Source organism: Streptomyces sp. ATCC 21386 (assembly GCF_018728545.1).
GTDB lineage: Bacteria > Actinomycetota > Actinomycetes > Streptomycetales > Streptomycetaceae > Streptomyces.
Genome location: NZ_JAAVVL010000001.1, coordinates 1,305,288 through 1,330,535, shown reverse-complemented (window position 1 = coordinate 1,330,535; position 25,248 = coordinate 1,305,288). Strand labels below are relative to the sequence as shown.

Genomic DNA, 25,248 nt, shown 5'->3' with positions numbered 1-25,248 from the left:
CTCGGCGGGGTGCGGGTTCGTCGTGGCTGGTCGCGCAGTTCCCCGCGCCCCTGGAGGGCCTGCGGCCCTCAGACGCGCCAAGGGCGCCCGGTGAGATCACCGGGCGCCCTTCGCATGTCGTGTGCGCTAGCCCTCGAACTGTGGGTCGTTCGGGTCCGTCGGGAACTCGATGCCGCCGCTGTCGCCCGACGGGGTCTCGTCCGGGGAGGTCTCCGCGGTCGTCGGGGGCTCGCTGGTCGGCTCCTCCGTGGTGGGTGTCTCCGAAGGACTCTCGGACGGCGTCTCCGAAGGACTCTCGGACGGCGTCTCGGAAGGAGTCTCGGACGGCGTCCGCGACGGGGTCGGGGACTCCGTCGGCGCGACCGCGGCTCCTTGCTTCGTGTCGAGGTCGAACTTGGTGGTCTTGCCCATGACGCCGAAGGTGTATGTGGCCCAGATCTGGGCGGGGAAGCCACCGCCGTTGACCCGGGGGACGCCGAGGGCGTTGTACATGGAGACGTGCTTGCCGTTCTTGCTCATGTCCTCGCCGAACAGGCCGACGGAGGTCACGAGGTTCGGCGTGTAGCCGGTGAACCAGGCCGAGCGGTTCTCGTCCGAGGTACCCGTCTTGCCGGCGACCTGCTGGCCGTTGCGGGCCGGGTTGTCGCGGACGGACTTCTGGGCCGTACCGTCGTCGACCACGCCGGTGAGGACCGAGGTGACCGTGTCGGCGGCCTCCTCGCTGATGACCTGTTCACCGATCGGGTCGTCGAACTCGACTTCGGAATCCCGGCGTTTGGCCTCGGCGATGATGGTCGGGGTGACCTTCTTGCCGTGGTTGTCGAGGGTGGCGTAGATGCCGGCCATCTCCAGCGGGCTGGCGCCCATGGAACCCAGGGTCTGGGCGGGGACCGCCTGCATGCCCTCGGTGTCCATGCCGAGCTTCCCGGCGACCTCCATGACCTTCTCCATGCCCACGTCGACGCCCATCTGCGCGAAGACGGAGTTGATGGACTTGTTCATGGCGGTCTGCACGGTGACGTCGCCGTAGTCGACGTTGTCCTCGTTCGGCGGGGCGAAGCCGACCGCGGTGCCGTCGTCCGTGACCTTGTGCCGGCTGTCACCGTCGTAGACCGTGCTGGCGGTGATCGGGTCGCCGTCCTGCGTCTCGGCGTTCTCGTCGACGGCCGCCGCGAGGATCACCGGCTTGAAGGTGGAGGCGGGCTGGTAGTCGCGGCGGGTGGCGTTGTTGGTGAAGTGCTTGACGTAGTCGACGCCGCCGTACATGGCGACGACCTTCCCCGTCTTCGGGTCGACGGAGACGGCACCGGCCTGGATGTGCTTGTCGACCTTGCGCTTCTTCGGGTCCAGCTTGCTGGTGAGGCGTTCCTTGACGGCCTTCTCCAGCGCGGCCTGCTTCTTCGGGTTGATGTTCAGCGTGATCGTCCAGCCGCGCAGGTCGATGAGCGCCTTGGCGTCCTCGGTGTCGTCCGCCTTGCCCGAGGCCACGAGCTGCTTGGCCAGCTGGTTGTTGGCGGCCTCGACCAGGTAGCCGTTCTGGCCTGCCATGCCGGCGGCGGCCTGGGGCGCCTTCGGCTTGGGGAGCTTCAGGTCCGCCCGCTCCGAGGCGGTCAGCTTGGTCTGGTCCTCCATCTCGACCATGTTGTCCAGCACGTAGTTCCAGCGTGCCGTGACCAGCTTCTTGCCGGTCGGGGTGGCCGTGGCCAGGTCGTACTGGCTGGGGGCCTGGAGCAGAGCGGCGAGGTAGGCGCCCTGCGCGACGTCGAGGTCCTTGGCGTCGACGCCGTAGTAGGCCTGGGCGGCTGCCTGGATGCCCCACGCGCCACGGCCGTAGTAGCTGGTGTTGATGTAGCCCGCGAGGATGTAGTCCTTGGTCTCCTCGCGCTCCAGCTTCAGGGAGATGACCAGTTCGTTGAGCTTGCGGGTCACCGTCTGGTCGGACGTCAGGTAGTAGTTCTTGACGTACTGCTGGGTGATGGTCGAGCCACCCTGCTTGCCCTTGCCGGAGAGGGTGTTGATGACACCGCGCGCCATGCCCTTGAGGTCGACGCCGGGGTCGTTGTAGAAGGTCTTGTTCTCGGCGGCGACGAACGCCAGCTGGACCTGCTTGGGGACCTTGTCGAGTTCGACGATCTCGCGGTTGGTGTCGCCGGTGCGGGCGAAGATCTTGCCGTTGGAGTACTTGTAGACGTTGCTTTCCTGCGTCGCCTCGGGGTTCCCCTTGGGGATGTCGATCATCAGGTAGAGCACGATGAAGGCGCCCATGCCGAGGAGACAGACACCGAAGAAGGCGCCGAGGATCTTCTTCCAGGTGAAGAGGCGGCGCAGGAAGCTCCTCTGCCCCTTCTTCTGCTTCTTGTTGCCGGCCTTGGCCGCGGCGCGGGCCGCCGCCCGGCCGCCGCCCTCCGGCGGGGCTATGACCGCCGTCGCCCCCGCATCGCCTCCGGACGAGGGCTGGGGCGCCGCGCGGCGACCGCCGCGCTGCCGCGCTCGTCTTTCTTCCGCTCGTCCCATGGCTCCGGTCCGCTCCGCCTTCTGCTCGGTCTCATACGTCACTCGGGTCTTGTCAGCTCAGCAAGCTAACACCGAGGACTATGACAAGAGGGAGTCGGCCCACTCTGTGACAACGTGACAAAGCGCACGCGCGACGCGTGTCCACAGACCTCATCCCACCGGAACGGACGTTCCAACAGGGGCGATGGTTGCCCCACCCGACTCACGAGTTTCTGACACGTTCCTGACGTTCTCGGTGACAGAACCGTGACAATCGGCTCTGACCTGCGCTCCCTCTCCCTCCGGCGGGACCTATACACGGCAGGTATACGTGCGGTGTATACCTCGTGTGTACAGTCGTGCTCATGTCCATCGGTCACACTCTCCTGGGACTCCTGGAGTCCGGGCCCCGACACGGTTACGACCTGAAGCGGGCCTTCGACGAGAAGTTCGGTCACGACCGGCCGCTGCACTACGGCCAGGTCTACTCGACGATGTCGCGCCTGCTGAAGAACGGCCTCGTCGAGGTCGACGGCATCGAGCCCGGCGGCGGACCCGAGCGCAAGCGGTACGCGATCACCGAGGCCGGCATCACGGATGTCCAGCGGTGGCTGGCGACACCCGAGAAGCCCGAGCCGTACCTGCAGTCGACCCTCTACACGAAGGTCGTCCTCGCCCTGCTCACCGACCGGAACGCGGGCGACATCCTCGACACCCAGCGTTCCGAGCACCTGCGCATGATGCGCATCCTCACCGACCGCAAGCGCAAGGGCGACCTGGCCGACCAGCTGATCTGCGACCACGCCCTGTTCCATCTGGAGGCCGATCTGCGATGGCTGGAGCTGACCGCCGCCCGACTGGGCAAGCTGGCCGAGGCGGTGACCCGGTGAACCCGACCGCCTCGCCGGCCCCCGCCGGCTCCCTCCTCGTCGCGACCGACCTGCGCAAGGCCTACGGCCCGACCACCGCGCTGGACGGCGCCGAGTTCTCCATCCACCCCGGCGAGGTCGTCGCGGTGATGGGCCCCTCCGGCTCCGGGAAGTCGACGCTGCTGCACTGTCTCGCCGGGATCGTGCCGCCCGACTCGGGCTCGATCACGTACAACGGCCGCGAGATGGCGTCCATGAACGACGCCCAGCGCAGCGCGCTCAGGCGCAGCGAGTTCGGGTTCGTCTTCCAGTTCGGCCAGCTCGTCCCGGAACTGACATGCGTGGAGAACGTGGCCCTGCCGCTCCGGCTGAACGGCGCCTCCCGCAAGGAGTCCGAGCGGACCGCCCTCGGCTGGATGGAACGCCTGGAGGTCGACGACCTCGCCCGCAAGCGGCCCGGTGAGGTATCCGGTGGCCAGGGCCAGCGGGTCGCCGTCTCACGCGCGCTGGTCACGGGCCCCCGGGTGCTGTTCGCGGACGAGCCCACCGGCGCGCTCGACTCACTCAACGGCGAACGGGTGATGGAGCTGCTGACCGAGGCAGCCCGGTCCACCAACGCCGCCGTCGTCCTCGTCACGCACGAGGCGCGGGTGGCCGCGTACTCCGACCGCGAGATCGTCGTACGGGACGGGAAGTCCCGGGACATGGAGCGCGTCGTATGAGGTCCGCCGTGTTCCGCCAGTGGTACCGGGACCTGGCGATGGGGATGCGGTTCACCTTCACCGGGGGCCGTGAGGGGTGGGTGCGGGCCCTGCTCACCGCCGTCGGGGTGGGCCTCGGGGTCGCGCTGCTGCTGCTCACCGCGGCGGTGCCGAACGTGCTGTCCGCGCGGGAGACCCGCGAGGAGGCCCGGCAGGACCGGGGGATCGGCTACCTCCAGCCCCAGTCGAAGCCGACCGACAAGAGTCTGGTCATCGCCGACACCGACACCGAGTACCAGCAGCAGGAGATCCGCGGACGACTCCTCGAACCCGAGGGCGCGGGCGCCCCGCTGCCGCCCGGGGTCGCCGAGTTCCCCGCGCCGGGCGAGATGGTCGTCTCCCCCGCACTGTCCGACCTGCTGAGGTCCGACGCCGGGAAGCTCCTGCGCGAGCGCCTGCCGTACGAGACGGTGGGCACCATCGGCCAGGCCGGGCTCATCGGCTCGACCGACCTCGTCTACTACGCGGGCGCCAAGGGGATCGCCGACCGCGTCGACGGCTCGGTGGTGGCCCGGATCGACGCGTTCGGCACGGACACCGCCGGCACGTCCGACGAGGATCCGGTCGACCCGATCCTCCTGCTGCTCACCCTGGTCGTCTTCGTGGTGCTGCTCACGCCGGTCGCGGTCTTCATCGCCACGGCCGTACGGTTCGGCGGTGAGCGGCGCGACCGCAGGCTGGCGGCGCTGCGGCTGGTCGGCTCCGACGGGCGGATGACCCGTCGGATCGCGGCGGGCGAGGCGCTCGCGGGTGCCCTCCTGGGGCTGGCCTTCGGCGCCGGCTTCTTCATGCTCGGCAGGGAGGTCGCCGGCTCCGTCGAGGTCTTCGACGTCAGCGTGTTCCCGAGCGACCTCGACCCCTCCCCCGGTCTGGCCCTGCTGGTGGCCCTCGCGGTGCCGGCCGCCGCCGTCCTCGTCACCCTGTTCGCGCTGCGCGGCGTCGTCATCGAGCCCCTCGGCGTGGTCCGCACGGCCAAACCGCCGCGCCGCAGGCTCTGGTGGCGGCTGCTGCCGCCGCTCGCCGGTCTCGCCCTGCTCTACCCGATGATCGGCCAGGGCGCGGAGAACGGGACGTTCAACGAGTACATGGTGACCGGCGGTGTCGTCCTGCTGCTGTTCGGCATCACCGCACTGCTGCCCTGGGTCGTCGAGGCGTTCGTCGCCCGGCTGGGCTCCGGTGCCGTCTCCTGGCAACTGGCGGTCCGCAGGCTCCAGTTGAGTAGCGGTACGGCGGCCCGCATGGTCAACGGCATCGCGGTGGCGGTGGCCGGTGCGATCGCGCTGCAGATGCTGTTCGCCGGCGCCGAGGGCAGGTACACCGAGTCGACCGGCATGGACGTCACGCGCACCCAACTGGAGCTGACGCTGCCGGACGACCTCCCCCTGGACGTCGCGGGCAAGGAGCTGAAGCGGGCCAAGGGGGCCAAGAGCACCGCCGTGCTCTCCACCGCCGAGGTCTCCCTCACCGCCAAGGACCCCGAGGCATGGATGGGGGTGACCGTCGGCGACTGTGCCGCGCTGCGCGAACTCGCCACGCTCTCCTCCTGCCGCGACGGCGACGTCTTCGTGGTGAGAACCCCTGAAAGGTTCAGGGAAGCCGACGTGGCGCGGTTCGGTGTCCCGGGAAAGACGTTGTACTTCGACGCGTCGTTGAGCGGGGAGGAGCCGGGAGCCGAGATCGCCTGGAAGCTGCCGGCCGAGGTACCGCAGGTGCTCCAGCGGCCCGACCCGTTGCGGGTGGGCATGGAGGGGCTACTGGCCACTCGCGGTGCCCTGCCCGCGAAGGCCGGGGAGGAACTCTCCAGCACCCTCTACATCCGCACCGATCCCGAGGTGCCGAACGCGCTCGACGAGGTGCGCAACGCCGCCGTCGCGGTCGATCCGCTGATCCGGACCTGGGAGTGGGCGTCGACCCGTCGACTGGAGCAGTTCACGGACATCCGCACCGGTCTGCTGGTCGGCGCGTCCGCCGTGCTCGTCCTCATCGGCGCGAGCCTCCTGGTCTCGCAGCTGGAGCAGCTGCGCGAACGCAGGAAGCTGCTGTCGGCCCTGGTCGCCTTCGGCACCCGACGCCGCACGCTCGGTCTGTCCGTACTGTGGCAGACGGCGATCCCGATCACGCTGGGCCTCGTCCTGGCCTCGTCGGTCGGACTGACCCTGGGAGCGGTGCTGCTGAAGATGACGGGCTTCCCGGTCGCCGTCGACTGGCTGGGGGTGCTGTCGATGACGGGCATCGGGGCGGGCGTCGTCCTGCTGGTCACGGCCCTGAGCATGCCGCCGCTGGTGCGGCTCATGCGGCCGGAGGGGCTGCGTACGGAGTAGGCCGGTGCCGCGGGGTCCCCGCGGCACCGCCACACTGGACCCCGTCGGCCGCCCACCGGGAGTGAGGACGTCATGTCGCTCGACACCTTGCGGACCCTGATTCCGGACTACGCGGGGGACCTCCGCCGGAACCTCGACGCCGTCCTCGGCGACTCGCGGCTGTCGGCGCAACGGTTGTGGGGGACGGTGCTGGCCACGGCGATCGCCTCGCGTTCGCCGGTCGTGTTGCGCGAGCTGGCTCCGGAGGCGAGGGCGCGGCTGTCGCCGGAGGCGTACACGGCGGCGAAGTCCGCGGCCGCGGCGATGGCGTTGAGCAACGTCTTCTTCCGTACGCGGCATCTGCTGTCCGACCACGAGTACGGGTCGCTGCGGACGGGGCTGCGGATGAATGTCATCGGCGACCCCGGGGTGGACAAGGTCGACTACGAGTTGTGGGCGCTGGCCGTGTCCGCGATCAATGGGTGCGGGGCGTGTCTGGACTCGCACGAGCGGGTGCTGCGGAAGGCCGGCGTCAGCCGGGAGACCGTGCAGGAGGCGTTCCGGGTCGCGTCGGTGGTGCAGGCGGTGGGGGTCACGGTGGAGGCCGAGTCGATTCTCTGCGAGTAGGCCGCCGGGATTCTCTTCGAGCGGGTCGCCAGGAGCGGGGTGGCCTGGAATCGCCTACGAGCTCGGGGGGTGGTGGGTCGTGGGGCGGCCGCGGGTCGGATGTGGTTGATCGCGCAGTTCCCCGCGCCCCTGAAGGAGCCTGCGGCCCTTCATAAATGCGGTCGCGCGCGCACTCGCCTTCTTGGGAAGCTCGCCCCATGGCCTCCTCCCTCCCCTCCCCCACCTTCGAAAGCCTCGTCGCCGAGGCCGACGCCGTGCCCACCGACGGGTGGGACTTCTCCTGGTTCGAGGGGCGGGCCACCGAGGCCCGGCCCTCATGGGGGTACGCGCGCGGGATGGCCGAGCGGCTGGGGCGGGCCTCGGCGGCGCTGGACATCCAGACCGGGGGCGGCGAGGTGCTCGGTTCCGCTCCGCGGTTTCCGGCGGTGACCGTGGCCACGGAGGGGTGGCCTCCGAACGTCGCGAAGGCGACCGCCCTGCTGCATCCCCGGGGCGCGGTGGTGGTGGCCAGCGCGCAGGACGCGCCGCTGCCGTTCGCCGACGGGGCGTTCGACCTGGTCACCAGCAGGCACCCGGTGCGGGCGCACTGGTCGGAGATCGCCCGGGTGCTGCGGCCCGGTGGCACGTACTTCGCGCAGCACGTGGGGCCGAGCAGCGTCTACGAACTCGTCGAGCACTTCACCGGACCGTTGCCCGAGGAGAACCGGAACGCCCGCCACCCCGACGGCGAGCGCGCCGAAGCGGAGGCGGCCGGCCTGGAGATCGTGGATCTGCGGGCCGAGCGGCTGCGGATGGAGTTCTTCGACATCGGGGCGGTCGTGCACTTCCTCAAGAAGGTCGTCTGGATGGTCCCCGGCTTCACGGTCGAGGCGTATCTCCCGCAGCTCCGCGCCCTGCACGAGCGGATCGAGACCGAGGGCCCGTTCGTGGCGCACAGCGCCCGCCATCTGTTCGAGGCCCGCATGCCGTCGGCGGACTGAGCCGGTGTCCACATCGTTATCGCCCGCGGCTTGGCTTATCCGGGTCTACTCGCGTAGGTTCAGACCAAGGTAATTCGCGTGAGCAAAGCTGCGCGGCACGGCCTCGCGCAGTGGAGGGGGCTGCGCGAAGCCGTGCGCCCCGCCGTCGGCGTCAAGCGCACGTTCCGCCCGCGCTCACCCGTACGGGGCGCCGGGACTCCTCTCCCCGGAAGTCGCACAAGGGTGCCCAAACCCCACATTCCCACTGGGATTCCTTCATTTCTCCTTGGAATCCGCCGGGATTCGGCCATGATCACCGCACGATCACACCCTGAATGAACCCTTCCGCACTCACCGCCACGCTGTCGTCCGACTTCGGAGAGTAGTTGCGGCACGCCGATGCACGCAGCATCACTCACGAAGGGTTATGGTGGAAACCCCCCCTCGGGCCGGTCCGTCTCCCCCCCACGGACCGGCCCGTTTTTTCTGCCCGGAAGGCGGCCCTCCGACGAGGCCGCCGCCGGGGCCCCGGAGGGCTTCCGACCCCGCGCACCCCTTGGCGTAGTTGGCCTCCAGCCCCGGTAGGCTCTGCCAACCTAGGGGACTGCCACCGCACCGGAGGGGCTGGAAGACGTGAACCTGCGCGACACACTGCGCGGCCTGTTGGTCAAGGTCTACGCACGCAGGGTCGAGGGCCACCTGGACCACGCCCAGGTGCCCGAGCACATCGGCGTCATCGTGGACGGCAGCCGCCGCTGGGCCAAGGCCGCGGGCTCCACCACGGTGCAGGGCCACCAGGCGGGGGCGGACAAGATCGAGGAGTTCCTCGGCTGGTGCACCGAGACGGACGTGAAGGTCGTCACTCTCTGGCTGCTCTCCACCGACAACTTCAACCGCCCGAAGGAAGAGCTCGTCCCGCTGCTCGGGATCATCGAGGACACCGTCCGCTCCCTGGCCGCCGACGGCCGCTGGCGCGTGCACCACGTCGGCGCGCTGGACCTGCTCTCCCCCGGGATGCAGCGCACGCTCAAGGAGGCCGAGGAGGCCACCGCGGACGTCGACGGAATACTGGTCAACGTGGCCATCGGGTACGGCGGACGCCAGGAGATCGCCGACGCCGTCCGGTCGATGATCCAGGACGCGCAGGAGCGCGGCACCTCGATGGAGGAACTCGCCGAGAAGGTCTCCGTGGACCTGATCGGCAGCCATCTCTACACCGTCGACCAGCCCGACCCGGATCTGGTGATCCGTACGAGCGGCGAGCAGCGGCTGTCCGGATTCATGCTCTGGCAGACCGCCCATTCCGAGTACTACTTCTGCGACGTCTTCTGGCCGGCCTTCCGCAAGGTGGACTTCCTGCGCGCGCTCCGCGACTACGCTGCGCGACACCGCCGCTACGGAGGCTGACCCTCCGCCATACGCGTGAGGTGCGTACCGTCTCCACCGGGGCAGAAGTAACGAGGAGTTCACCGGGCCGCCGTCGTACCGCTTGGCATGGCGGCGCACGTTCGAGGGCATAAGCCAGTCAGGTCGACGCCCGAACCACGGGTGTCGGATCTCAGCGGGCGGCTCGGGGCCGTCCGCCCGGGAGGCCCTTTGCACCAGCCCGATCGTGCGGTCACAGCACGGACGAAGCAGCGGAGGGCCGGTCACCGGCCCGTGCAACGGCGCCGACGACCGGCCCAGTTCGAACCCGTCGCTCCCCGACCTCATCCGAGGGGGTACGTCCTTCCGTGGTGACCAGCACAAAGCGCCGCATGCCAGACCGGCGCACCTACGTTCTCGACACCAGCGTCCTGCTGGCCGACCCGAATGCTCTGAGCCGCTTCGACGAGCACGAAGTCGTGCTGCCGATCGTGGTGGTCACGGAGCTGGAGGCGAAGCGGCACCATCCCGAACTCGGTTACTTCGCCCGGCAGGCCCTGCGCCTGCTCGACGAGTTCCGGGTCCGGTACGGCCGCCTGGACGCCCCCATCCCGATCGGGGACCTCGGGGGCACCGTACGGGTCGAGCTCAATCACTCGGATCCCAGCGTGCTGCCGAGCGGCTACCGCCTGGGGGACAACGACTCCCGGATCCTCGCGGTCGCCCGCAATCTGCAGGCCGAGGGCTTCGACGTCACCGTCGTGTCGAAGGATCTCCCGCTCAGGATCAAGGCGTCCTCCGTGGGCCTCCTCGCCGAGGAGTACCGCGCGGAGCTGGCCATCACGGACGCCTCCGGCTGGACCGGGATGTCCGAACTGACCCTGCCGGGCGAACAGGTCGACATCCTCTTCGAGGAAGGGTCCATCTACGTCCCCGAGGCGAGCGCGCTGCCCGTCCACACCGGCCTGACGATCCAGTCGGAGCGCGGCAAGGCGCTCGGCCGCGTCACGCCCGACGGCAACGTCCGTCTGGTGCGCGGCGACCGGGAGGCGTTCGGCATCAAGGGGCGCAGCGCCGAGCAGCGCATCGCGCTGGACCTGCTGCTCGACCCGGACGTGGGCATCCTGTCGATGGGTGGGCGGGCCGGCACCGGCAAGTCGGCGCTCGCGCTGTGCGCGGGTCTGGAGGCCGTGCTCGAACGGCGCCAGCACCAGAAGGTGATGGTCTTCCGGCCGCTGTACGCGGTGGGCGGACAGGAGCTCGGCTATCTGCCCGGTTCCGAGTCCGAGAAGATGAGCCCCTGGGCGCAGGCGGTCTTCGACACGCTGTCCGCGGTCACCAGCCGCGAGGTCATCGAGGAGGTCACCGCGCGCGGCATGCTGGAGGTCCTGCCGCTGACGCACATCCGCGGCCGCTCCCTGCACGACGCGTTCGTGATCGTGGACGAGGCCCAGTCGCTGGAGCGGAACGTCCTGTTGACCGTTCTATCCCGGATCGGTGCGAATTCGCGGGTCGTTCTGACCCATGATGTCGCCCAGCGGGACAACCTGCGGGTCGGTCGGTACGACGGCGTCGTGGCCGTGGTCGAGAAGCTGAAGGGCCACCCCCTGTTCGCCCACGTCACGTTGACGAGGTCCGAACGGTCCCAGATCGCGGCCCTTGTGACCGAAATGCTGGAGGACGGCCAGATTTAACCCGACTCCCGCACCAACCCCGGGGCGCCGCCCGGCAAAAGGCTCAGCAGCCTAGCCGGGCGGCGCCTCGGCGTGTGGGCGTTTCCTGGAATCTCCGGCGTCAAACGAGGTGTGACCTTTCACACTCACCACTGAATTGCCTCCCGGTGTCGGGTTACGGCAGAGTCTCATTCCTGTCAGGCCCCGCATACGACACACCTGTACCCCCAGCGGTACGGAACAACAGCACCACCAGGTCAACTCAACAGCGTCGTCGTATGCCGCCCGAGCACCACGCGGCGCTCCCCGCAGGGGAGTTGCCCACCGGGCCCGCGCCTCCGTGACCCCGCAGTTGGGAGGCCAGCGTCAGGGGCACGATTGCGTCCGCCAGGGTCACCGAGGCGGGCGATGCTGGAAGGAAACCGTGTGAGCCGGATTTCGGTCCGGGGATTCGCAGTGGCCTCGGCCACCGCGGTCACCGCAGTCGGCAGTGTCGTCGGAGTTGCCTCGGGCAGCACCGCGCAGACGACTGACGACGCCGAGGCGGTCGCGAACGACACCACGTTGCTCGCCGACATACCCGTGGGCCAGCAGGCCCAGGTGCAGACCGCGTCCCTGACTGCTCAGGCCGACGCCCAGGCCATCGCCGCCGACGCGAGCGCCCGCAAGGACGCCGAGGAGACCGCCCGCAAGAAGGCGGCCCAGGACGCGATCGACAAGCAGAAGGCCGCGGAGAAGGCGGAGCAGGAGCGCAAGGCGAAGGAGGCGGCGGAGGCCGAGGCCAAGTCGAAGGCCGCTGCCGCCGGCTCGCTCGGTGACATCCCCGCACAGAGCTCGTACACCGTCGCCGAGATCCAGGCGATGGCGAAGGCGGTCGTGGCCAGCGACCAGTGGACGTGCTTCAGCAACATCGTGAACCACGAGTCCACCTGGAACTACAAGGCCGTGAACCCCTCCTCGGGCGCCTACGGTCTCTTCCAGGCGCTGCCCGGCTCCAAGATGTCGTCCGCCGGTTCCGACTGGCAGACCAACCCGGCCACGCAGATCAAGTGGGGCCTGAACTACATGGAATCGCGCTACGGCAGCCCGTGCGAGGCCTGGTCCTTCTGGCAGGCCAACCACTGGTACTAGGCCGGTCGGCGACAGGGTGACGCACACCCGCCGCTCAACCTTCCGAAGCCCTCCACCGTCCTTTGGTGGGGGGCTTCGGCCATGTACGGTCGGAGCCCCCGAGAGGATTCGCGGCCTCCGGGAGGAGTGGTGACCCACAGGAGCGACGGGGGAAGAGGACGGATGATGTCGCGAGTTCCAGGGTGGCTCGGCCGGCTCGGCGCCGGACTGAGCGGATGGGGCGAGCGGTTGGAGCGGCGCAGGGCGGAGATGGCGGCGGAGGCGGAGGACTCCGAGCCGCCCACGGACGGCCCGACCCGCTCCGACGGTCCGAGCGGCTCCGACGATCCGAGCGGCTCCGGCACGAGTGCCGGGGCGGGCGGCTCCGATGCTACGGGCGGGGCGGGTGGGTCCGACGCCCCCGGTGGCGGCTCCACCGGGTCCGCGGGTTCCGGTGGAGCCGCGGGTGGCCAGAGCCGGTCGACGACCGCCCCCGTCCTCTACACCCGTCCGGATCCCGCGTCGGCGGTGCCCTGGGGGATGCGGGTGGCGGCCGAGGCCGGCTGGCGGCTGCTCGTGCTCGCGGGCACCGTCTGGGTGTTGATGCGGGTCATCAGCTCCGTACGGCTGCTGGTGCTGTCGTTCACCGCCGCCCTGCTCGTCACCGCCGTGCTCCAGCCGACCGTGGCACGGCTGACCCGGCACGGCGTACCGCGCGGCCTCGCCACCGCGCTGACCGCCGCCCTCGGCTTCATCGTCATGGGACTGATCGGCTGGTTCGTCACCTGGCAGGTCATGGAGAACATCGACGATCTCTCCGACCAGATCCAGGACGGCATCGACGAGTTGCAGCGCTGGCTGCTCGACAGCCCGTTCCATGTCACCGAGAACCAGATCAACGACATCGCCAAGAACCTCCGCGAGGCGATCAGCGACAACACGGACACGATCACCTCGGCGGGGCTGGAGGGCGTGACGGTCATCGTCGAGGCGCTCACCGGCATCCTGTTGACGATGTTCTCCACGCTCTTCCTCCTGTACGACGGCAAGAGGATCTGGCAGTGGACGCTGAAGCTGGTGCCCACGGCGGCCCGGCCGGGTGTCGCCGACGCGGGGCCGCGCGCCTGGCGGACGCTGACGGCGTACGTGCGCGGCACGGTGGTCGTGGCGCTGATCGACGCCATCTTCATCGGCCTGGGGATCTACTTCCTCGATGTGCCGATGGCGGTCCCGCTGGCCGTCTTCATCTTCCTGTTCTCCTTCATCCCGCTGGTGGGTGCGGTCGTCTCGGGCGCGCTGGCCGTGGTCGTGGCGCTGGTGACCCAGGGCGTGTTCACGGCCGTCATGACGCTGGCCGTGGTGCTCGCCGTGCAGCAGATCGAGGGGCACATCCTCCAGCCGTTCATCCTCGGCCGGGCCGTCCGGGTACACCCCCTGGCCGTCGTGCTGGCGGTCGCCGCCGGTGGCATGGTCGCCGGGATCGGGGGCGCGGTGGTGGCCGTGCCGCTGGTCGCGGTCACCAACACGGTGGTGGGGTCACTGCGGGCTTACGCGGACGAGCAGGGGCGGGACCTGTACGAGAGCAGCCGCTAGCGTTCGCGGCGGGGGCCGGGCGCACGGACGTGGGTCGCGGTGGGGAATTCGGTCGCTCGTGTCGGCGTACCGGCCTAGGGTGCCTCGGATGGACGTTCGAGGGAGTCGAGGGTTGGGGGAGCCGGTTTGGAGCCACTGGGGCGGGCCGCGCGGGACGACGACGCGGAGTCGGTCAAGGCCCTTCTCGACGGCGGTGCCGATGTCAACGGGCGGTCGCCCGGCGGGCTGACCGCGTTGATGCTGGCGGCGGGGGCCGGTGCCCACCACGCGGCGGACGTGCTGCGGGACAACGGGGCGTACGTGGCGCTGCGTGACGAACACGGCCGCAGCGCGCTCGACTTCGCGGAGGAGGGCGCCGCGCGCCACCCGGACGCACCCGGGTATCTGATGATCGTCACCGATCTGGAGAAGTACTTCGGCAGACGGGCCGACTTCGCGACGACGATGGAGCGGGCGATCCGGTTCGGTGACCCCGACAGCGACATCTGGTCCAGGGCCGTCTGGACGCTGGACGGCTGGGCGGACGACGAGACCGTGGCCGGCGCCGAAGCGGCCCTGAACAGCCCCCGGGCGCCCGAACGGTACTTCGCGGCCCACCTGCTCAGGCTCTTCTGCCTCTACAACGCCTCCCTGCGCAACGGCGCACACCGGATGCGGCAGGCCGCGGCGTTGCTGCGGGCGCGGATGGCCGTGGAGGAGCATCCCGCCGTCCTCGGGCTCGTCATCCGGGGGCTGGTGCAGCAGTCCGGCTACGCCGACGACGCCCGGGAGATCCTGCGCTACGCCCGTCACCCGCACCCCGAGGTGCGCGCGGCGGTCGCCTACGTCGTGGAGGTGGAGGGCGGGGAGGACGGCGAGGGCGGTACGGACCGGGAGGGGATGGGGGTCCTGCTCGACCTGGCTCGCGACCCGTGCGCCGAGGTGCGTGGCTACGCCCTGGCGACGCTGTCGCACGTCTTCGACCCCGCCGAGCCGATGCGCGCCGTGCACACCCTGCTGCGCCGCGCTCTGTACGACCGGGACCCGTCCGTGGTCCACGACGCGGCCTGCGCGCTGGGCCGTCACGACGCCGGGCGACCACTGCCGTTCCGTGCCGAGCAGATTCTCGTACGGCGGTATCTCGACGAGCCGCGTGAGACCCGGTACTACTCGCGTGCGTACCGGGTCATCGAGCGGTGGCCCCAGGAGCGGCTGTGGGAGGTACGGGACTCGTTGCCGGAGTGAGAGGCCGGGGCGGGGCGGGCGTCGCCTCGCGTCAGCTCTCTCCGTCGTCCGTGCCGGTACCGGTGTCGGTGCTGGTGTCGGCGGCGGTTTGGGGGTCCGCCCCGGTGCGGGGGAAGGAGACCTCGACACGGCGGTTCTTCTTGCGGCCCTCCTCGGAGGAGTTGTCGGCGATCGGGTAGTCCTCGCTGTAGCCGCGCACCTCGAAGGTGACGTTGCCGCCCAGGTCGGCGGCGAGGAGGTCGTGAACTGCCTCGGCGCGCTTCTTGGAGAGGGTCAGGCCGTGGGCGTACGAGCCGAGGTTGTCCGTGAAGCCGAAGACGCGGACGGTGCCCGCGCTCTGCTTCTTGATCTCCTCCGCGATGGTCTGGATGCGGGAGCGGGCCTGTGGGTTGAGCTTCGCGCTGTCCTTGGGGAAGAGGACCTCGGCCTGGAGGGCGAACGTGACGTTCTCGTTGGTGTCCTCGCGGCGTTCCTCGCCGCCGAGGTCCTCCACGACCGACTTGATGTCCAGGACCTTGGCCGGGGCGAGCGTGGCCCCTTGGGCAAGCTTCAGCCCCGGGCTGTTCGCGTCGACCTCCGGGGGTGGGGAGGTGGTGACCGTGCCCGGGGGTTCGCTGGGGTCGTCCGCGGCGGCCGGGGAGGGGGTCGCCAGGGCGAGCCCGAGGGCGGCGAGGACGGCGAGGGCCGCGGTGACCCGTGGGGTGAGGACGGTCATGGTCACTCGTCCTCGGAGAGTTCGATCGTGGCGGGGGGCATGGAGCCGACTTGGAAGTCGACGGAGGTGGTGGATTCTGGGGGGGCCGGGAATTGGGCGTACCAGTCGGCTGTGCCCCCGGGCATGATCTGGCCGCTGAACTTAGTGCACAGGCAGCGTCCTGAGGTGTCCCGCAGAATGAGGTACTTCTTCTTGCCCACGTTGTCGACAAGACTGGCACCCGACAACGAGCCCCCGTTGGACCTGAGCTCGCGCTCGTCGCTCGCCCAGTTGGCACCGAGCCACGATCGGCTGCCGTCGTTCTTGACCGTGCCTGCCACCGTGATGAAGCCGCCCGAATCGCGCACAGCGGATGTGATGGTCACCGAGATGTCGCCGTCCTTGGCAGTGGCCAGCGTCTCGTTCGACTCCGACGGCTGCGATTCGGTCTCCTCGGCTCCATCGCCGTCGCTCTTTTTGGGAGCGGAGGATGACGATGAGGGCTCCTTCGAGTCATCCTCACCTCCTCCTCCACAGCCGGCCACCGTGAGGAGCAGCCCGGTCGCGATCGCCACCGCGGTCACTGCCCTGCGGCTCTTCATGGTGTGCCGGAGGTTCATCGGTACGGCTTCCTCTCACTTGGCCAAATACACAGAGAACAGCACGGACGCGTCGGGAAGGGCGCCCGGATTGAAGTTTCCTGGGTCGATGTCCACGGATACACCGTCGCAGTCAAGAGAGACGGGATCCGTGGGATTGGTGCTCGGGGGGAAGTCGCAGCGTGGCTGGATGACGGCCACGGCCTGGGCCGTGGCCGTCATGTCCTCGGTACCGGGAATGATCGAATCACCCACGGTGTAGTCCGTTACGACGTCGACCTGGAACCCAGGGAAGCCATCCACCTCGGTGGCCTGGGCACCACCTTCGAGGGTCGAGTTGTTCTGGGCGGCCAATTCCGCAGCCGCAGCGGTGGCCTCGCCCTCGGGCGGGAGTCCTCCGGACAGGTCGAGCCAGTCCAGCCAGTTTCCGTTGCCGGTATCAATGGCGTCCACGAGTTCCAGCAGCAGTTCGTCCCGCGCCTGTTGTGCAGCCGCCAGCGCCGCAGCGTCCGCTGCGGACTGGGCGCCGCTGCGAGCAGATGCCGCCTGTGCGAACACGAAGAAGGCCAACGCTGTGAAGAGCAGGATCGTCGTCAGCCAGATGTAGATCGGGAGTGTCGAGCCTCGATCGCTACTCAGCCGACGGAATGTCACCCACCTCAGCCGCCACCGACCACGTCCCCCACCGCGTCGCCGATCGCCTGCGAGATCAGACCGTCGAGACCAAGCTGGTCGATCATCACGAAGATCCCCGCGACGATGATCATGATGCCCGCGTACTCCACGAAACCCGCGCCCGCGTCGCGGTCCTTGCCGCGCATGCGGGACGTGACCGTGGTCCTCCAGGTTTCGAAACGGTGTTTCACCTTCATGGCGGTTGCCTTCCCGCGCGATGCCGACACCAACCGGATCACCGTACGTGAGTCGGCACGTACGGGGGGTGGGTCCGGGGGCCCAACTTTGATTGGGGGGTGGGGTCATCGGGACCACCCTCCGAGGGACGTGCCCAACCAGTGGGCTATGGCTTCGCTGCGCGTCTGGCTGTGCAGTTTCGCGAAGATGCGGTTGATGTGGTTCTTGACCGTCTTCTCGCTGATGAAGCAGGTGGCGGCGATCTGACGGTTGTTCATGCCGGACGCGATGAGGTCCATCACCTCCACCTCCCTTGAACTCAGGCCGAAGGACGGTCGGTTGAAGCGGTCGAGAGCATGGCGGTGCGGGGTCGGTGCACGCACCGGAGTCGCCTTGGGCGACTGTGTCATAAATGGTTGCAGCTGCGAAGCTAGGTCATGACTTTCGTGTGAAGGTTCGTAGGAAACGCCGAGTGAAGTTGAGACAGTCGCGGAGATGGTCGGGCGCCCCTCCCGTACATCCCGTACCGCCGTGATCAGTTCGGGAGCCGTGAAGTCGCCGTGGACCAGGTAGCCGGACGCGCCGCGGCGCAGGGCTTCGGTCACCACCTCGGGCTCCGTGCTGTAGGTCAGCATCATCACGGGGCAGAGGGCGGTCAGTTCGGGGAGCGCGGTCAGACCGTCCGTGCCCGGCATGCGGACGTCGAGCAGGGCGACGTCAGGGCGGTGCCGACGCGCTTCGTCCACCGCCTCGTCGCCGTTCGTGGCCTGGGCCACCACCGTGATGTCGGGGTGCGCGCCCAGCAGGGCCGTGAGGCCGGCGCGGACCACCGGGTTGTCGTCGGCGACGAGTACGCGGAGGGGCGGGCCGGGGCGTGCCTGCGGCTGGTCAGGCATGTGCGGCCTCCTGTCGGGAGGTGAGGGGGGTGACCGGGGACTCGGCGGTGGGCAGCGGGAGGGTCAGTCTTACTTCCGTGCCGGTGGGGGTCGTGCGTACGTCGAGGGTCGCGGCCGTGCGGGCCGCTCGTTCCGCCATGCCCAGGAGGCCGAAGTGGCCGGATCTTTGCGCTTCTTCGAGGGTGAGGTCGGGCGGCAGGCCCACTCCGTCGTCCTTGATCGTGAGCTGGAGCGTGTCCGGTGTGGTCGTCAGGGACACGACCGCCCTCGTCGCGTGGGCGTGGCGGTGGATGTTCTCCAGGGCCTCCGAGGTGATGGCCAGGAGGTGGTGGGTCGTTTCGGGTGGGAGGGGTGGGGGTGCCTCGCCGCCGGTGTGGGTGGTGACGGTGACGTGGGTGGGGAGGGCGGTGCGGGTCGCGAAGTCCGCTGCCCTCGACCTCAGTTCGGCCGTGAGGTCGGTGGTCGGGGCCGGTGCCGTCAGGTCGGTGTGACGGCGTAGGTCTGTCAGGAGGTCGCGGGATTCGGCGGCGGCCCGGCGGGCGGCCGACGCGACCAGGCCGGCCTGTTGTCTGAGGTGGGCCGGGTCGGGGGTGGGGTGGTCCGCCGACGTCGCCAGGGCGTCGGCGGCGAGGGCCAAGCCGTGCAGGGTCTTGGCCACCGAGTCGTGGAGGTCACGGGCCAGGCGGGCGCGTTCGGACTCCACGGCCTCCGCGACGGCCAGGCGCGAGGTGGCTTCGGCGAGCGCCTGCGTGGCCGTACCGAAGCGGAACATCAGGTTGCGCAGGGTGACGCCGATGATGCCGGCGGCGACGCAGAAGCCGGCGATGAGGAGGGTGTTGGCGCCTGCGCCGGGGCGGTGTTCCCAGGCGCGGTGGACCGTGAGGAGGACGGCGAGTTGGAGGCCCGTGAGGACGCCGGCGCCGCGCCAGCCGTAGAGGAGGCCGGACAGGAGGGGGGTGCAGACGGTGGCGTAGGCGAGCGGGGAGACCGGGGAGGCGGTGAGAAGGAGGACCGCGCAGAAGAGGAGGTCCAGGGCCATGAGGGTGGGGTGGGCGAGGAGGCGGGGGGCGAAGCGGTCCCAGTCCCTGAGCATGGCGTACGAGACGGTGATGCCGAGGACAGCGGCGATGAGTACGGCGTGGGTCGGGGGGCCGTTGGTGGTGTTGGCCATGGCGAAGGGGGTGCCGATGGTGAGGGTGACCAGGCGGACGGCGAAGGTCTGGCGGGCCAGGGCCTGGAGGGCGTTGAGCTGGAGGCGGAGGGTGGCGGGGGGTGTGGCGTCGTCCGCGAGGTATCCGGGGGCAGGCGGGTGCGCGCGTGGGCCTTCGCTGGTGCTGGGCGGGGGCTGCGTGCGTGTGCCCTCGCCGGGGCCGGGCGGGGGTGCGTTCCGCTGCTCGGCGGTCGCGAGGTGCCGCCTGCGCCCACCCTCCCCCGGTCTCGGCTTCGCTCGGCCGGGGGGACCCCCATCGCCCCCGCGGCACGATTGCCCGCTGGAGAGGAGGGGTGGGAGCTGTAGGCGGGGCCGCCAGGGTTTTTGGGGGGTCATCAGCGGCCCAGGATTTCGCCGAAGTTCGTTCCCGAGCCCAGGAACATGCCCGTGGCGATCAGGATCATCGTGGCCGGGAGCATGAAGACGAGGGTGACGAGGGTGGCCTTGGGGATGGTGCGGGCGGCTCGGCGGCGGGCGTTCTGCGCGTCGGTGCGGCGCATGTCCGCGGCCAGCTGGATCAGGGTCTCGGCGATGGGGGAACCCAGCTCCTCGCCCTGTTGGAGGGCCGAGACGAACTGGGCCACCTGTTCCGAGGAGTTGCGTCGGCGGAGTTCGTCGAAGGCCTGGCGGCGGCTGACGCCCATGTCCATCTGGCGGAGGGTGATGCGCAGTTCGTCCGCCCAGGGGCCCTCGTACTTCTCCGCCACCCGGTCCAGGGCCTGGCGGAAGCCCAGGCCCGCCGAGACCACGACCGCGAGCACGTCGAGGAAGTCGGGCAGCGTGCGGTCGATGACGTCCTTGCGTTCGCGCACGGCCTGCCAGATCGCCGCGTCTGCGGCGAGGAGACCGAAGGCGAAGGTGAACGCGGCGAACAGGGGGCGCCCGCTGGTGAGGAAGACGAGTCCCATGAAGGCGCCGAAGAAGCCGTAGACGGCCCGGCGGGCGGCGTAGCGGTTGAGGGTGAGGCCGCCGGGGTTGCCCGCCATGTCGATGCGGTGGCGTTTGGCCTCGACCCGGCGCGGGCCCATGAGGCGCAGCACGAGGGGCGCGAAGCGCATGCCGAGGCGGTCGACCGCCGAACCCGTCTTGGAGACGCGGGTGGCGCCCACCTCCAGGGCGAGGGCGAGGTCGCTGGGGAGTTTCGCGTCCGCGCGGATCATGCGGATGCCCAGGAGGACGCCCGCCACGGAGACCGCCATCAGGAGGGCCAGCAGGAGCGGGAGGAAGGAGGGCGTCGAGGTCGTCATGTCGGTCACCGGGGCCTTCTCATACTTCGATCTTGCCGAGGCGGCGGATGACGAAGAAGCCGATCGTGTAGAGGCCGATCGAGATCAGGACCAGGAGCTGGCCGAGGGGCGAGCCGGTCACCCGGGCCAGGGCGCCGTCGTTCGAGGAGTTGATCAGGAGCAGCGAGCCGAGGCCCAGGAGGGGGACGGTGAAGGCCGTCGCGTTGACCTCGGAGAGCATCGTGCGGACCTCCCGGCGGGTCTCCTTGCGGTCCTCCAGGGTCTGGGTGAGGTTGCGCAGCGAGCTGACCACCGTTCCGCCCGCCTTGTTGGACAGGATGAGGGTGGTGACGAGGACGATCAGCTCGCGGGAGGGGAGGCGTTCGGCGAGTTCGCCGAGGGCGTCGTCGACCGACCGGCCGAGCGCCAACTGGTCGGCGACCCGGGCCAGTTCCTCGCCCGCCGGGGCTTCCAGTTCCTCCGCCGCCATCGCCAGGGCCGTACGCAGGGCCAGGCCGGCGGCGGTGGCGTTGGCGAGGAGGCGGGCCACGTCGGGGAGTTGGTTGATGAAGGCCTCGATGCGTTTCTGGCGCTGCCAGTTGAGGAAGATGGCGGCCGCCCATATGCCCACGGCGCCCGCGATGGGGCCGAAGAAGGGGGCCAGCGTGGCGGCGGCGACCAGCCAGAGCGCCACGACGAGGAGCGCGACGTAGGTGGCGAACTCCCCCGCCGTGAGGTCCAGTCCGGTCGAGGTCAGCCGTAGGTGGATGGCGCGGCCCAGGCGGGTGCGGCGCAGGCGGCGGTCGACGGCCGTGAAGCGCCGCACCCGGCCCGTCGCCGTGCGCAGCGGGCCGCCCTGGTGGCCCGCGAGACGGTCGACGAGGGCCTGGCGCTGGGCCCGGCCGGAGGCGTACACGTGCGCGCCCGCGACGGCGAGGGTGCCGCAGAGGACGGTGGCGCCGAGCGCCAGCAGGGTGGTGTTGTCGGTGGTCGCCATGGTCGGTCCTACCTCCTCGGGGCTCTCGGCTATCCGATGGCCTGGCGGGTGTTGAGCGGGTCGATGGCCTCGGCCACGCCGTACGCGGGCGGCAGCGGCTCGTTGGCCACATACAGCTTCTCCGCGACGGGGCGGGGTATCGGCAGGTGCTCGAAGCGGCCGTGGACGACACGGTCGGCGCCGAGGGGGTCGGGGGCGAAGCGGGACACGGTCGCGATCCGGAACTGTTCGCGGCCGTGCGAGACGAGCAGGGCGATCTCGGTGACCTTGCGGGAACCGTCGGCGAAGCGGGTGAGCTGGACGACCACGTCCACCGCCGAGTTGATCTGGTCCTTCAGTGCCTCGAAGGGGATCAGGACCTCGGACATCGAGCCGAGGGTCTGCAACCGCATCAGCGCGTCCTCGGCGGAGTTGGCGTGGACCGTGGCGAGGGAGCCGTCGTGGCCGGTCGACATGGCCTGGAGCATGTCGAGGGTCTCGCCGCCACGGACCTCGCCGACGATGATGCGGTCGGGGCGCATGCGGAGGGAGTTGCGGACCAGGTCGCGGATGGTGATCTGGCCCTTGCCCTCGATGTTGGCCGGCCGCGACTCCAGGCGGATGACGTGGTCCTGCTGGAGCTGGAGTTCGGCGGAGTCCTCGATGGTGATGATGCGTTCGCGGGGCGGGATGAGGCCGGAGAGGGCGTTGAGGAGCGTGGTCTTTCCGGTGCCGGTACCCCCGCTGACGATCACGTTGAAGCGGGCTCGGACGAACGCCGCGAGGAGCATCAGCATCTGCTCGTCGAGTGAGCCGAGGTCGATGAGCTCGGGGAGGGTGTACGCGCGGGGGAAGCGGCGGATCGTGAGGGTGGGGCCGGTGAGGGCGAGCGGGGGGATGATCACGTTGACGCGCTCGCCGGTGGGGAGGCGGGCGTCGACCATGGGGTTCGATTCGTCGACCCGGCGGTTGACGGTCGAGACGATGCGTTCGATCGTCTGCATCAGCTGGTCGGTGGAGGCGAAGCGCAGGGGCAGTTGCTCCACGCGGCCGCCTCGTTCGACGAAGATCGAGTCGGGGCCGTTGACCATGATCTCCGTGACCGAGGCGTCTGCGAGAAGGGGTTCGAGGACGCCCAGGCCCAGGGCCTCGTCGACGACCCGGCGGATCAGCTGGGAGCGTTCGGCCGAGGAGAGGACCGGGCCCTCCCGGCTGATGATGTGGCCGAGCACGCGTTCCAGGCGGGCCCTGCGGTCGGCGGCGGTCAGGGCCGACATCTCGGCGAGGTCGATCTCTTCGAGGAGCTTGGCGCGGTAGACGGCCACGAGGTGTCCGTCCTCGCGTCCGGCTCCCCCGTCGTCGGGGGCGGCGATACGGGAACGCAGGCTCATCTTCTCGTCAACTCCTCTCGGGGGTCGGGCGTGGGGGCAGCAGTTTCGGTGGTCAGGGGTCGAGGTCGTTCGGCATGGTGGCCGAGCGTTCCACGGCTACGGGGTCGAAGAGGGGGATCACGGAGGGGACGGTGACGACGACCGTGGCGGTGGTGGTGTCCGTGCCGCCGTCTCCCGAGTCGACGGAGGGGTCCAGCCACGCGCTCGCCGCCGCCGCGCCCGCTGCCGCGCCGGTGCCGGGCTGGAGGGACTCGGCGCGGGCGGCTGCGCGGGCGGCCGAGCCGGCCTGGCTGATGCCGTAGCCGATCAGGCCCAGTTGGATCGCCGCCATGCCTACGAGGAGCAGGATGGGGAGGAAGCCGGCGAACTCCAGGATGGAGGAGCCTCGGTCGTTCCAGCGGCGGCCTGTGGGGTGGGGGTTCGCGCGGGGGCGGTGAGTGGGTCGGGGGCGCGCCGGCGCGCGGTGAGTGGGTCGGGGGCGCGCCGGGGGGTGTCCGTCCTCGGAACGGCGCGGAATCGGTTGGCTGGGAAGCGGGGCGAGTTGACGCGCCAACCGCTGCGGGCGGACACCCCCCGACACGCCCCCTTCTCGCCGTACGCGGCTCTCCCTACGGCGGGGGTGCTGCTGCGTGTTCGCGGGTGCCTCGGCTTTCCGGCCGTGGGGGTGGAGCGCCGATTCGCCGGGGGTTCGGCCGGTCATGGCGTGTCCCCCTCCAGTGCCGCGCCCGCCTCGCCGTTGACCGTCCAGCCCGTGTCGAAGCCGGGGAAGAAGAGGGGGACGTTGGCCTCGACCTCGGCTCGCATGACGGGGCCGGCGGGGGCGCAGTCGATGGAGGTGTCGCTCCAGGCGCCCGGGAGGTTCGCGCTGCCCGCGGTCTCGCAGGCGCCGGCGACGTCGCCGTCGACCGCGTACGCGGCGGTGGCGGCGCGGGCGGCCTCGTCGGCGGCGTTTCCGGCGAGGGAGTAGGTGTAGCCGTAGAGGGCCGCCTGCCAGAGGATCGTCATGGTGATCAGGATCAGCGGGAGCATGCCGGCGAATTCGAGGGTCGCCGAGCCCCGGTCGCCTCCTTTGCGGCGCAGGACGAGGGCGCCCCGGTCGGAGGAGGACCTGCGGCGCCGGCCGCCGTGGCCGTGTTCCGGCGGGGCGACCAGTTCCAGTTCGCCGGCCAGGGCCCAGAGTGCCTGTTTGACGACGGAGCGGGCGTCGAGGTCCTGGAGGCGGCCCGCGTCGACCACGGCCTGGAGTTCCTTGAAGGCGGCGGGGACGGCGGCGCGGGCCACCTTGGTGCCGGTGACCTTCTCGACCAGGGGCGGTTGGATCTCCGTGGCGCGGGAGAGGCGGTTGACGACCGTCAGGGTCTCCTCGGCCTTGCGGATCTGGAGGCGGTCCCAGAGGCGGACCATGCGTTTGGCGGCGCGGACCGCGACGACGTCCGGGGTGACCAGCAGGAGGGCCTGGTCGGCCATCTCGACGGCCGCCGCGGTGGCCGCGTTCATCTGGGAGCCGCAGTCGACGACCACCACGTCGTGCCGGGAGCGGAGGGTGGCCACCACCTGGCGGGCCACCCGGTCCGTCACCTCCTCGCCGCGTTCGCCCTCGGCGGGGGCGAGGAGGAGGGAGACACCGGTGTCGTGGGCGTAGACGGCCTCCTGGAGCACCCGGGGGTTGAGGTCGGTGATGCCGGCCAGGTCGGCGATCGAGCGGCGGAACTGCACGTCGAGGTACGAGGCCACGTCCCCCGACTGGAGGTCGAGGTCGAGCAGGGCGACCGTACGGCCGGACGCGCGGGCCGCGAGGGCGAGTTGGACGGCGGTCACGGTCGCGCCGACACCGCCCTTGGCCCCGCTGACCGTGACGACGGTGCCGCCGGGGCCCGCGTACAGCTCGGGCGCGCCGCTGCCCAGGTGGCGTCGCATGCCCGCCGACCAGGCGGCGGCGGCCTGGACACGCTCGGCGAGGGCCTCGTAGGAGAGCGGGAGCTGGACGATGCCCCGGGCGCCGGAGTCCATGGCGGCGGTGAGGACGCCGGTGCTGGTGTCGGAGGTGACGAGCACGACGCCGACCGCCGGGAAGCGCAGGACGAGATCGCGGACCAGGTCCAACGCCGGTACCGGGCCGATCCGTTCGTGGACGAGCACCACCTCCGGCAGCTCGTCCAGCGAGTCGGCGGCCAGCCGCGCCAGGGTGTCGAGCAGCGCGGTGGAGTCGGAGACGGGCGGTGCCGGTTCCGCGTCGGCGAGCTGGCCGAGGAGGGTGGTGAGGGCGCGGGCCGAGTCGACGTCGCCGGCGGCGGGGAGGATGCGGACGGTCATCGGCGGGTCCCCGTTCGGATGGCGAAGGACGCGGAGGGCGAGGAGATCACGGCGGATGGGCGCGGTTCGGAGGTCTCGGACGGGCGGGGTGCGCCGTGCATCGCGTGCCGGCAGGGT

22 protein-coding genes are annotated in these 25,248 nt (G+C 70.4%); 10 read left to right on the top strand and 12 right to left on the bottom strand.

Going from position 1 to position 25,248, the window contains the following annotated elements:
- Window positions 1-126: 126 nt before the first annotated feature.
- Entirely contained in the window at window positions 127-2,514 is a 2,388-nt protein-coding gene (locus tag GWK25_RS05845) for a transglycosylase domain-containing protein (RefSeq protein WP_215457225.1), read from the bottom strand.
- A gap of 344 nt (window positions 2,515-2,858) precedes the next feature.
- On the opposite strand from GWK25_RS05845, the gene GWK25_RS05840 reads away from it, so the two are divergent.
- The 10 genes from GWK25_RS05840 (at window position 2,859) to GWK25_RS05795 (ending at window position 14,974) form a co-directional block, all read left to right on the top strand.
- Window positions 2,859-3,383, top strand: coding sequence for a PadR family transcriptional regulator (locus GWK25_RS05840; RefSeq protein WP_215448793.1), 525 nt, complete (start codon window positions 2,859-2,861; stop codon window positions 3,381-3,383).
- On the top strand, window positions 3,380-4,084 hold the full coding sequence (locus GWK25_RS05835) for an ABC transporter ATP-binding protein (protein WP_215448792.1): 705 nt from the start codon (window positions 3,380-3,382) through the stop codon (window positions 4,082-4,084). The genes GWK25_RS05840 and GWK25_RS05835 overlap by 4 nt, the downstream gene beginning before the upstream one ends.
- A complete protein-coding gene (locus GWK25_RS05830) occupies window positions 4,081-6,444 on the top strand; it encodes an ABC transporter permease (RefSeq protein WP_215448791.1) in 2,364 nt (787 codons plus the stop codon). The genes GWK25_RS05835 and GWK25_RS05830 overlap by 4 nt, the downstream gene beginning before the upstream one ends.
- A 72-nt stretch (window positions 6,445-6,516) precedes the next feature.
- The gene (locus tag GWK25_RS05825) at window positions 6,517-7,050 is read left to right on the top strand and encodes a carboxymuconolactone decarboxylase family protein (RefSeq protein ID WP_215448790.1); all 534 of its coding nucleotides are present in this window, start codon (window positions 6,517-6,519) and stop codon (window positions 7,048-7,050) included.
- Between the two features lie 197 nt (window positions 7,051-7,247).
- Window positions 7,248-8,030 (top strand): class I SAM-dependent methyltransferase, encoded by a 783-nt coding sequence (locus GWK25_RS05820; protein WP_215448789.1) that lies wholly within the window; start codon window positions 7,248-7,250, stop codon window positions 8,028-8,030.
- Between the two features lie 612 nt (window positions 8,031-8,642).
- The gene (locus GWK25_RS05815; protein WP_215448788.1) at window positions 8,643-9,416 is read left to right on the top strand and encodes an isoprenyl transferase; all 774 of its coding nucleotides are present in this window, start codon (window positions 8,643-8,645) and stop codon (window positions 9,414-9,416) included.
- A gap of 326 nt (window positions 9,417-9,742) precedes the next feature.
- The gene (locus tag GWK25_RS05810) at window positions 9,743-11,068 is read left to right on the top strand and encodes a PhoH family protein (RefSeq protein WP_215448787.1); all 1,326 of its coding nucleotides are present in this window, start codon (window positions 9,743-9,745) and stop codon (window positions 11,066-11,068) included.
- Window positions 11,069-11,455: 387 nt separating this feature from the next.
- A complete protein-coding gene (locus GWK25_RS05805) occupies window positions 11,456-12,178 on the top strand; it encodes a transglycosylase SLT domain-containing protein (protein ID WP_215448786.1) in 723 nt (240 codons plus the stop codon).
- A gap of 165 nt (window positions 12,179-12,343) precedes the next feature.
- Window positions 12,344-13,750: an AI-2E family transporter gene (locus tag GWK25_RS05800; RefSeq protein ID WP_251828735.1), complete on the top strand. Its 1,407-nt coding sequence runs from the start codon at window positions 12,344-12,346 to the stop codon at window positions 13,748-13,750.
- 126 nt (window positions 13,751-13,876) lie between these two features.
- Window positions 13,877-14,974 (top strand): ankyrin repeat domain-containing protein, encoded by a 1,098-nt coding sequence (locus tag GWK25_RS05795; protein WP_215448784.1) that lies wholly within the window; start codon window positions 13,877-13,879, stop codon window positions 14,972-14,974.
- 31 nt (window positions 14,975-15,005) lie between these two features.
- On the opposite strand, the gene GWK25_RS05790 is transcribed toward GWK25_RS05795, so the two are convergent.
- The 11 genes from GWK25_RS05790 to GWK25_RS05740 form a co-directional block, all read right to left on the bottom strand.
- Window positions 15,006-15,689, bottom strand: coding sequence for an OmpA family protein (locus tag GWK25_RS05790; RefSeq protein WP_215448783.1), 684 nt, complete (start codon window positions 15,687-15,689; stop codon window positions 15,006-15,008).
- Between the two features lie 2 nt (window positions 15,690-15,691).
- Complete coding sequence (locus tag GWK25_RS05785; protein WP_215448782.1) at window positions 15,692-16,288, bottom strand: hypothetical protein; 597 nt, start codon at window positions 16,286-16,288, stop codon at window positions 15,692-15,694.
- Between the two features lie 15 nt (window positions 16,289-16,303).
- Window positions 16,304-16,921 carry a pilus assembly protein TadG-related protein gene (locus GWK25_RS05780; protein ID WP_308404177.1) on the bottom strand — a complete coding sequence of 206 codons (618 nt, stop codon included), beginning with the start codon at window positions 16,919-16,921 and terminating at the stop codon, window positions 16,304-16,306.
- 5 nt (window positions 16,922-16,926) lie between these two features.
- Complete coding sequence (locus tag GWK25_RS05775; RefSeq protein WP_215457223.1) at window positions 16,927-17,139, bottom strand: hypothetical protein; 213 nt, start codon at window positions 17,137-17,139, stop codon at window positions 16,927-16,929.
- A gap of 105 nt (window positions 17,140-17,244) precedes the next feature.
- Window positions 17,245-18,015, bottom strand: coding sequence for a response regulator transcription factor (locus GWK25_RS05770; RefSeq protein WP_215448781.1), 771 nt, complete (start codon window positions 18,013-18,015; stop codon window positions 17,245-17,247).
- Entirely contained in the window at window positions 18,008-19,186 is a 1,179-nt protein-coding gene (locus GWK25_RS05765) for a sensor histidine kinase (protein ID WP_215448780.1), read from the bottom strand. The genes GWK25_RS05770 and GWK25_RS05765 overlap by 8 nt, the downstream gene beginning before the upstream one ends.
- Before the next feature lie 374 nt (window positions 19,187-19,560).
- Entirely contained in the window at window positions 19,561-20,472 is a 912-nt protein-coding gene (locus tag GWK25_RS05760; protein ID WP_215457222.1) for a DUF5936 domain-containing protein, read from the bottom strand.
- A gap of 19 nt (window positions 20,473-20,491) precedes the next feature.
- Window positions 20,492-21,448 carry a type II secretion system F family protein gene (locus GWK25_RS05755; RefSeq protein WP_215448779.1) on the bottom strand — a complete coding sequence of 319 codons (957 nt, stop codon included), beginning with the start codon at window positions 21,446-21,448 and terminating at the stop codon, window positions 20,492-20,494.
- A gap of 29 nt (window positions 21,449-21,477) precedes the next feature.
- Entirely contained in the window at window positions 21,478-22,818 is a 1,341-nt protein-coding gene (locus GWK25_RS05750; RefSeq protein ID WP_215448778.1) for a CpaF family protein, read from the bottom strand.
- Window positions 22,819-22,870: 52 nt separating this feature from the next.
- Window positions 22,871-23,191: a TadE/TadG family type IV pilus assembly protein gene (locus GWK25_RS05745; protein ID WP_286014598.1), complete on the bottom strand. Its 321-nt coding sequence runs from the start codon at window positions 23,189-23,191 to the stop codon at window positions 22,871-22,873.
- 323 nt (window positions 23,192-23,514) lie between these two features.
- On the bottom strand, window positions 23,515-25,131 hold the full coding sequence (locus tag GWK25_RS05740) for an AAA family ATPase (RefSeq protein WP_215448777.1): 1,617 nt from the start codon (window positions 25,129-25,131) through the stop codon (window positions 23,515-23,517).
- Window positions 25,132-25,248 lie beyond the last annotated feature (117 nt).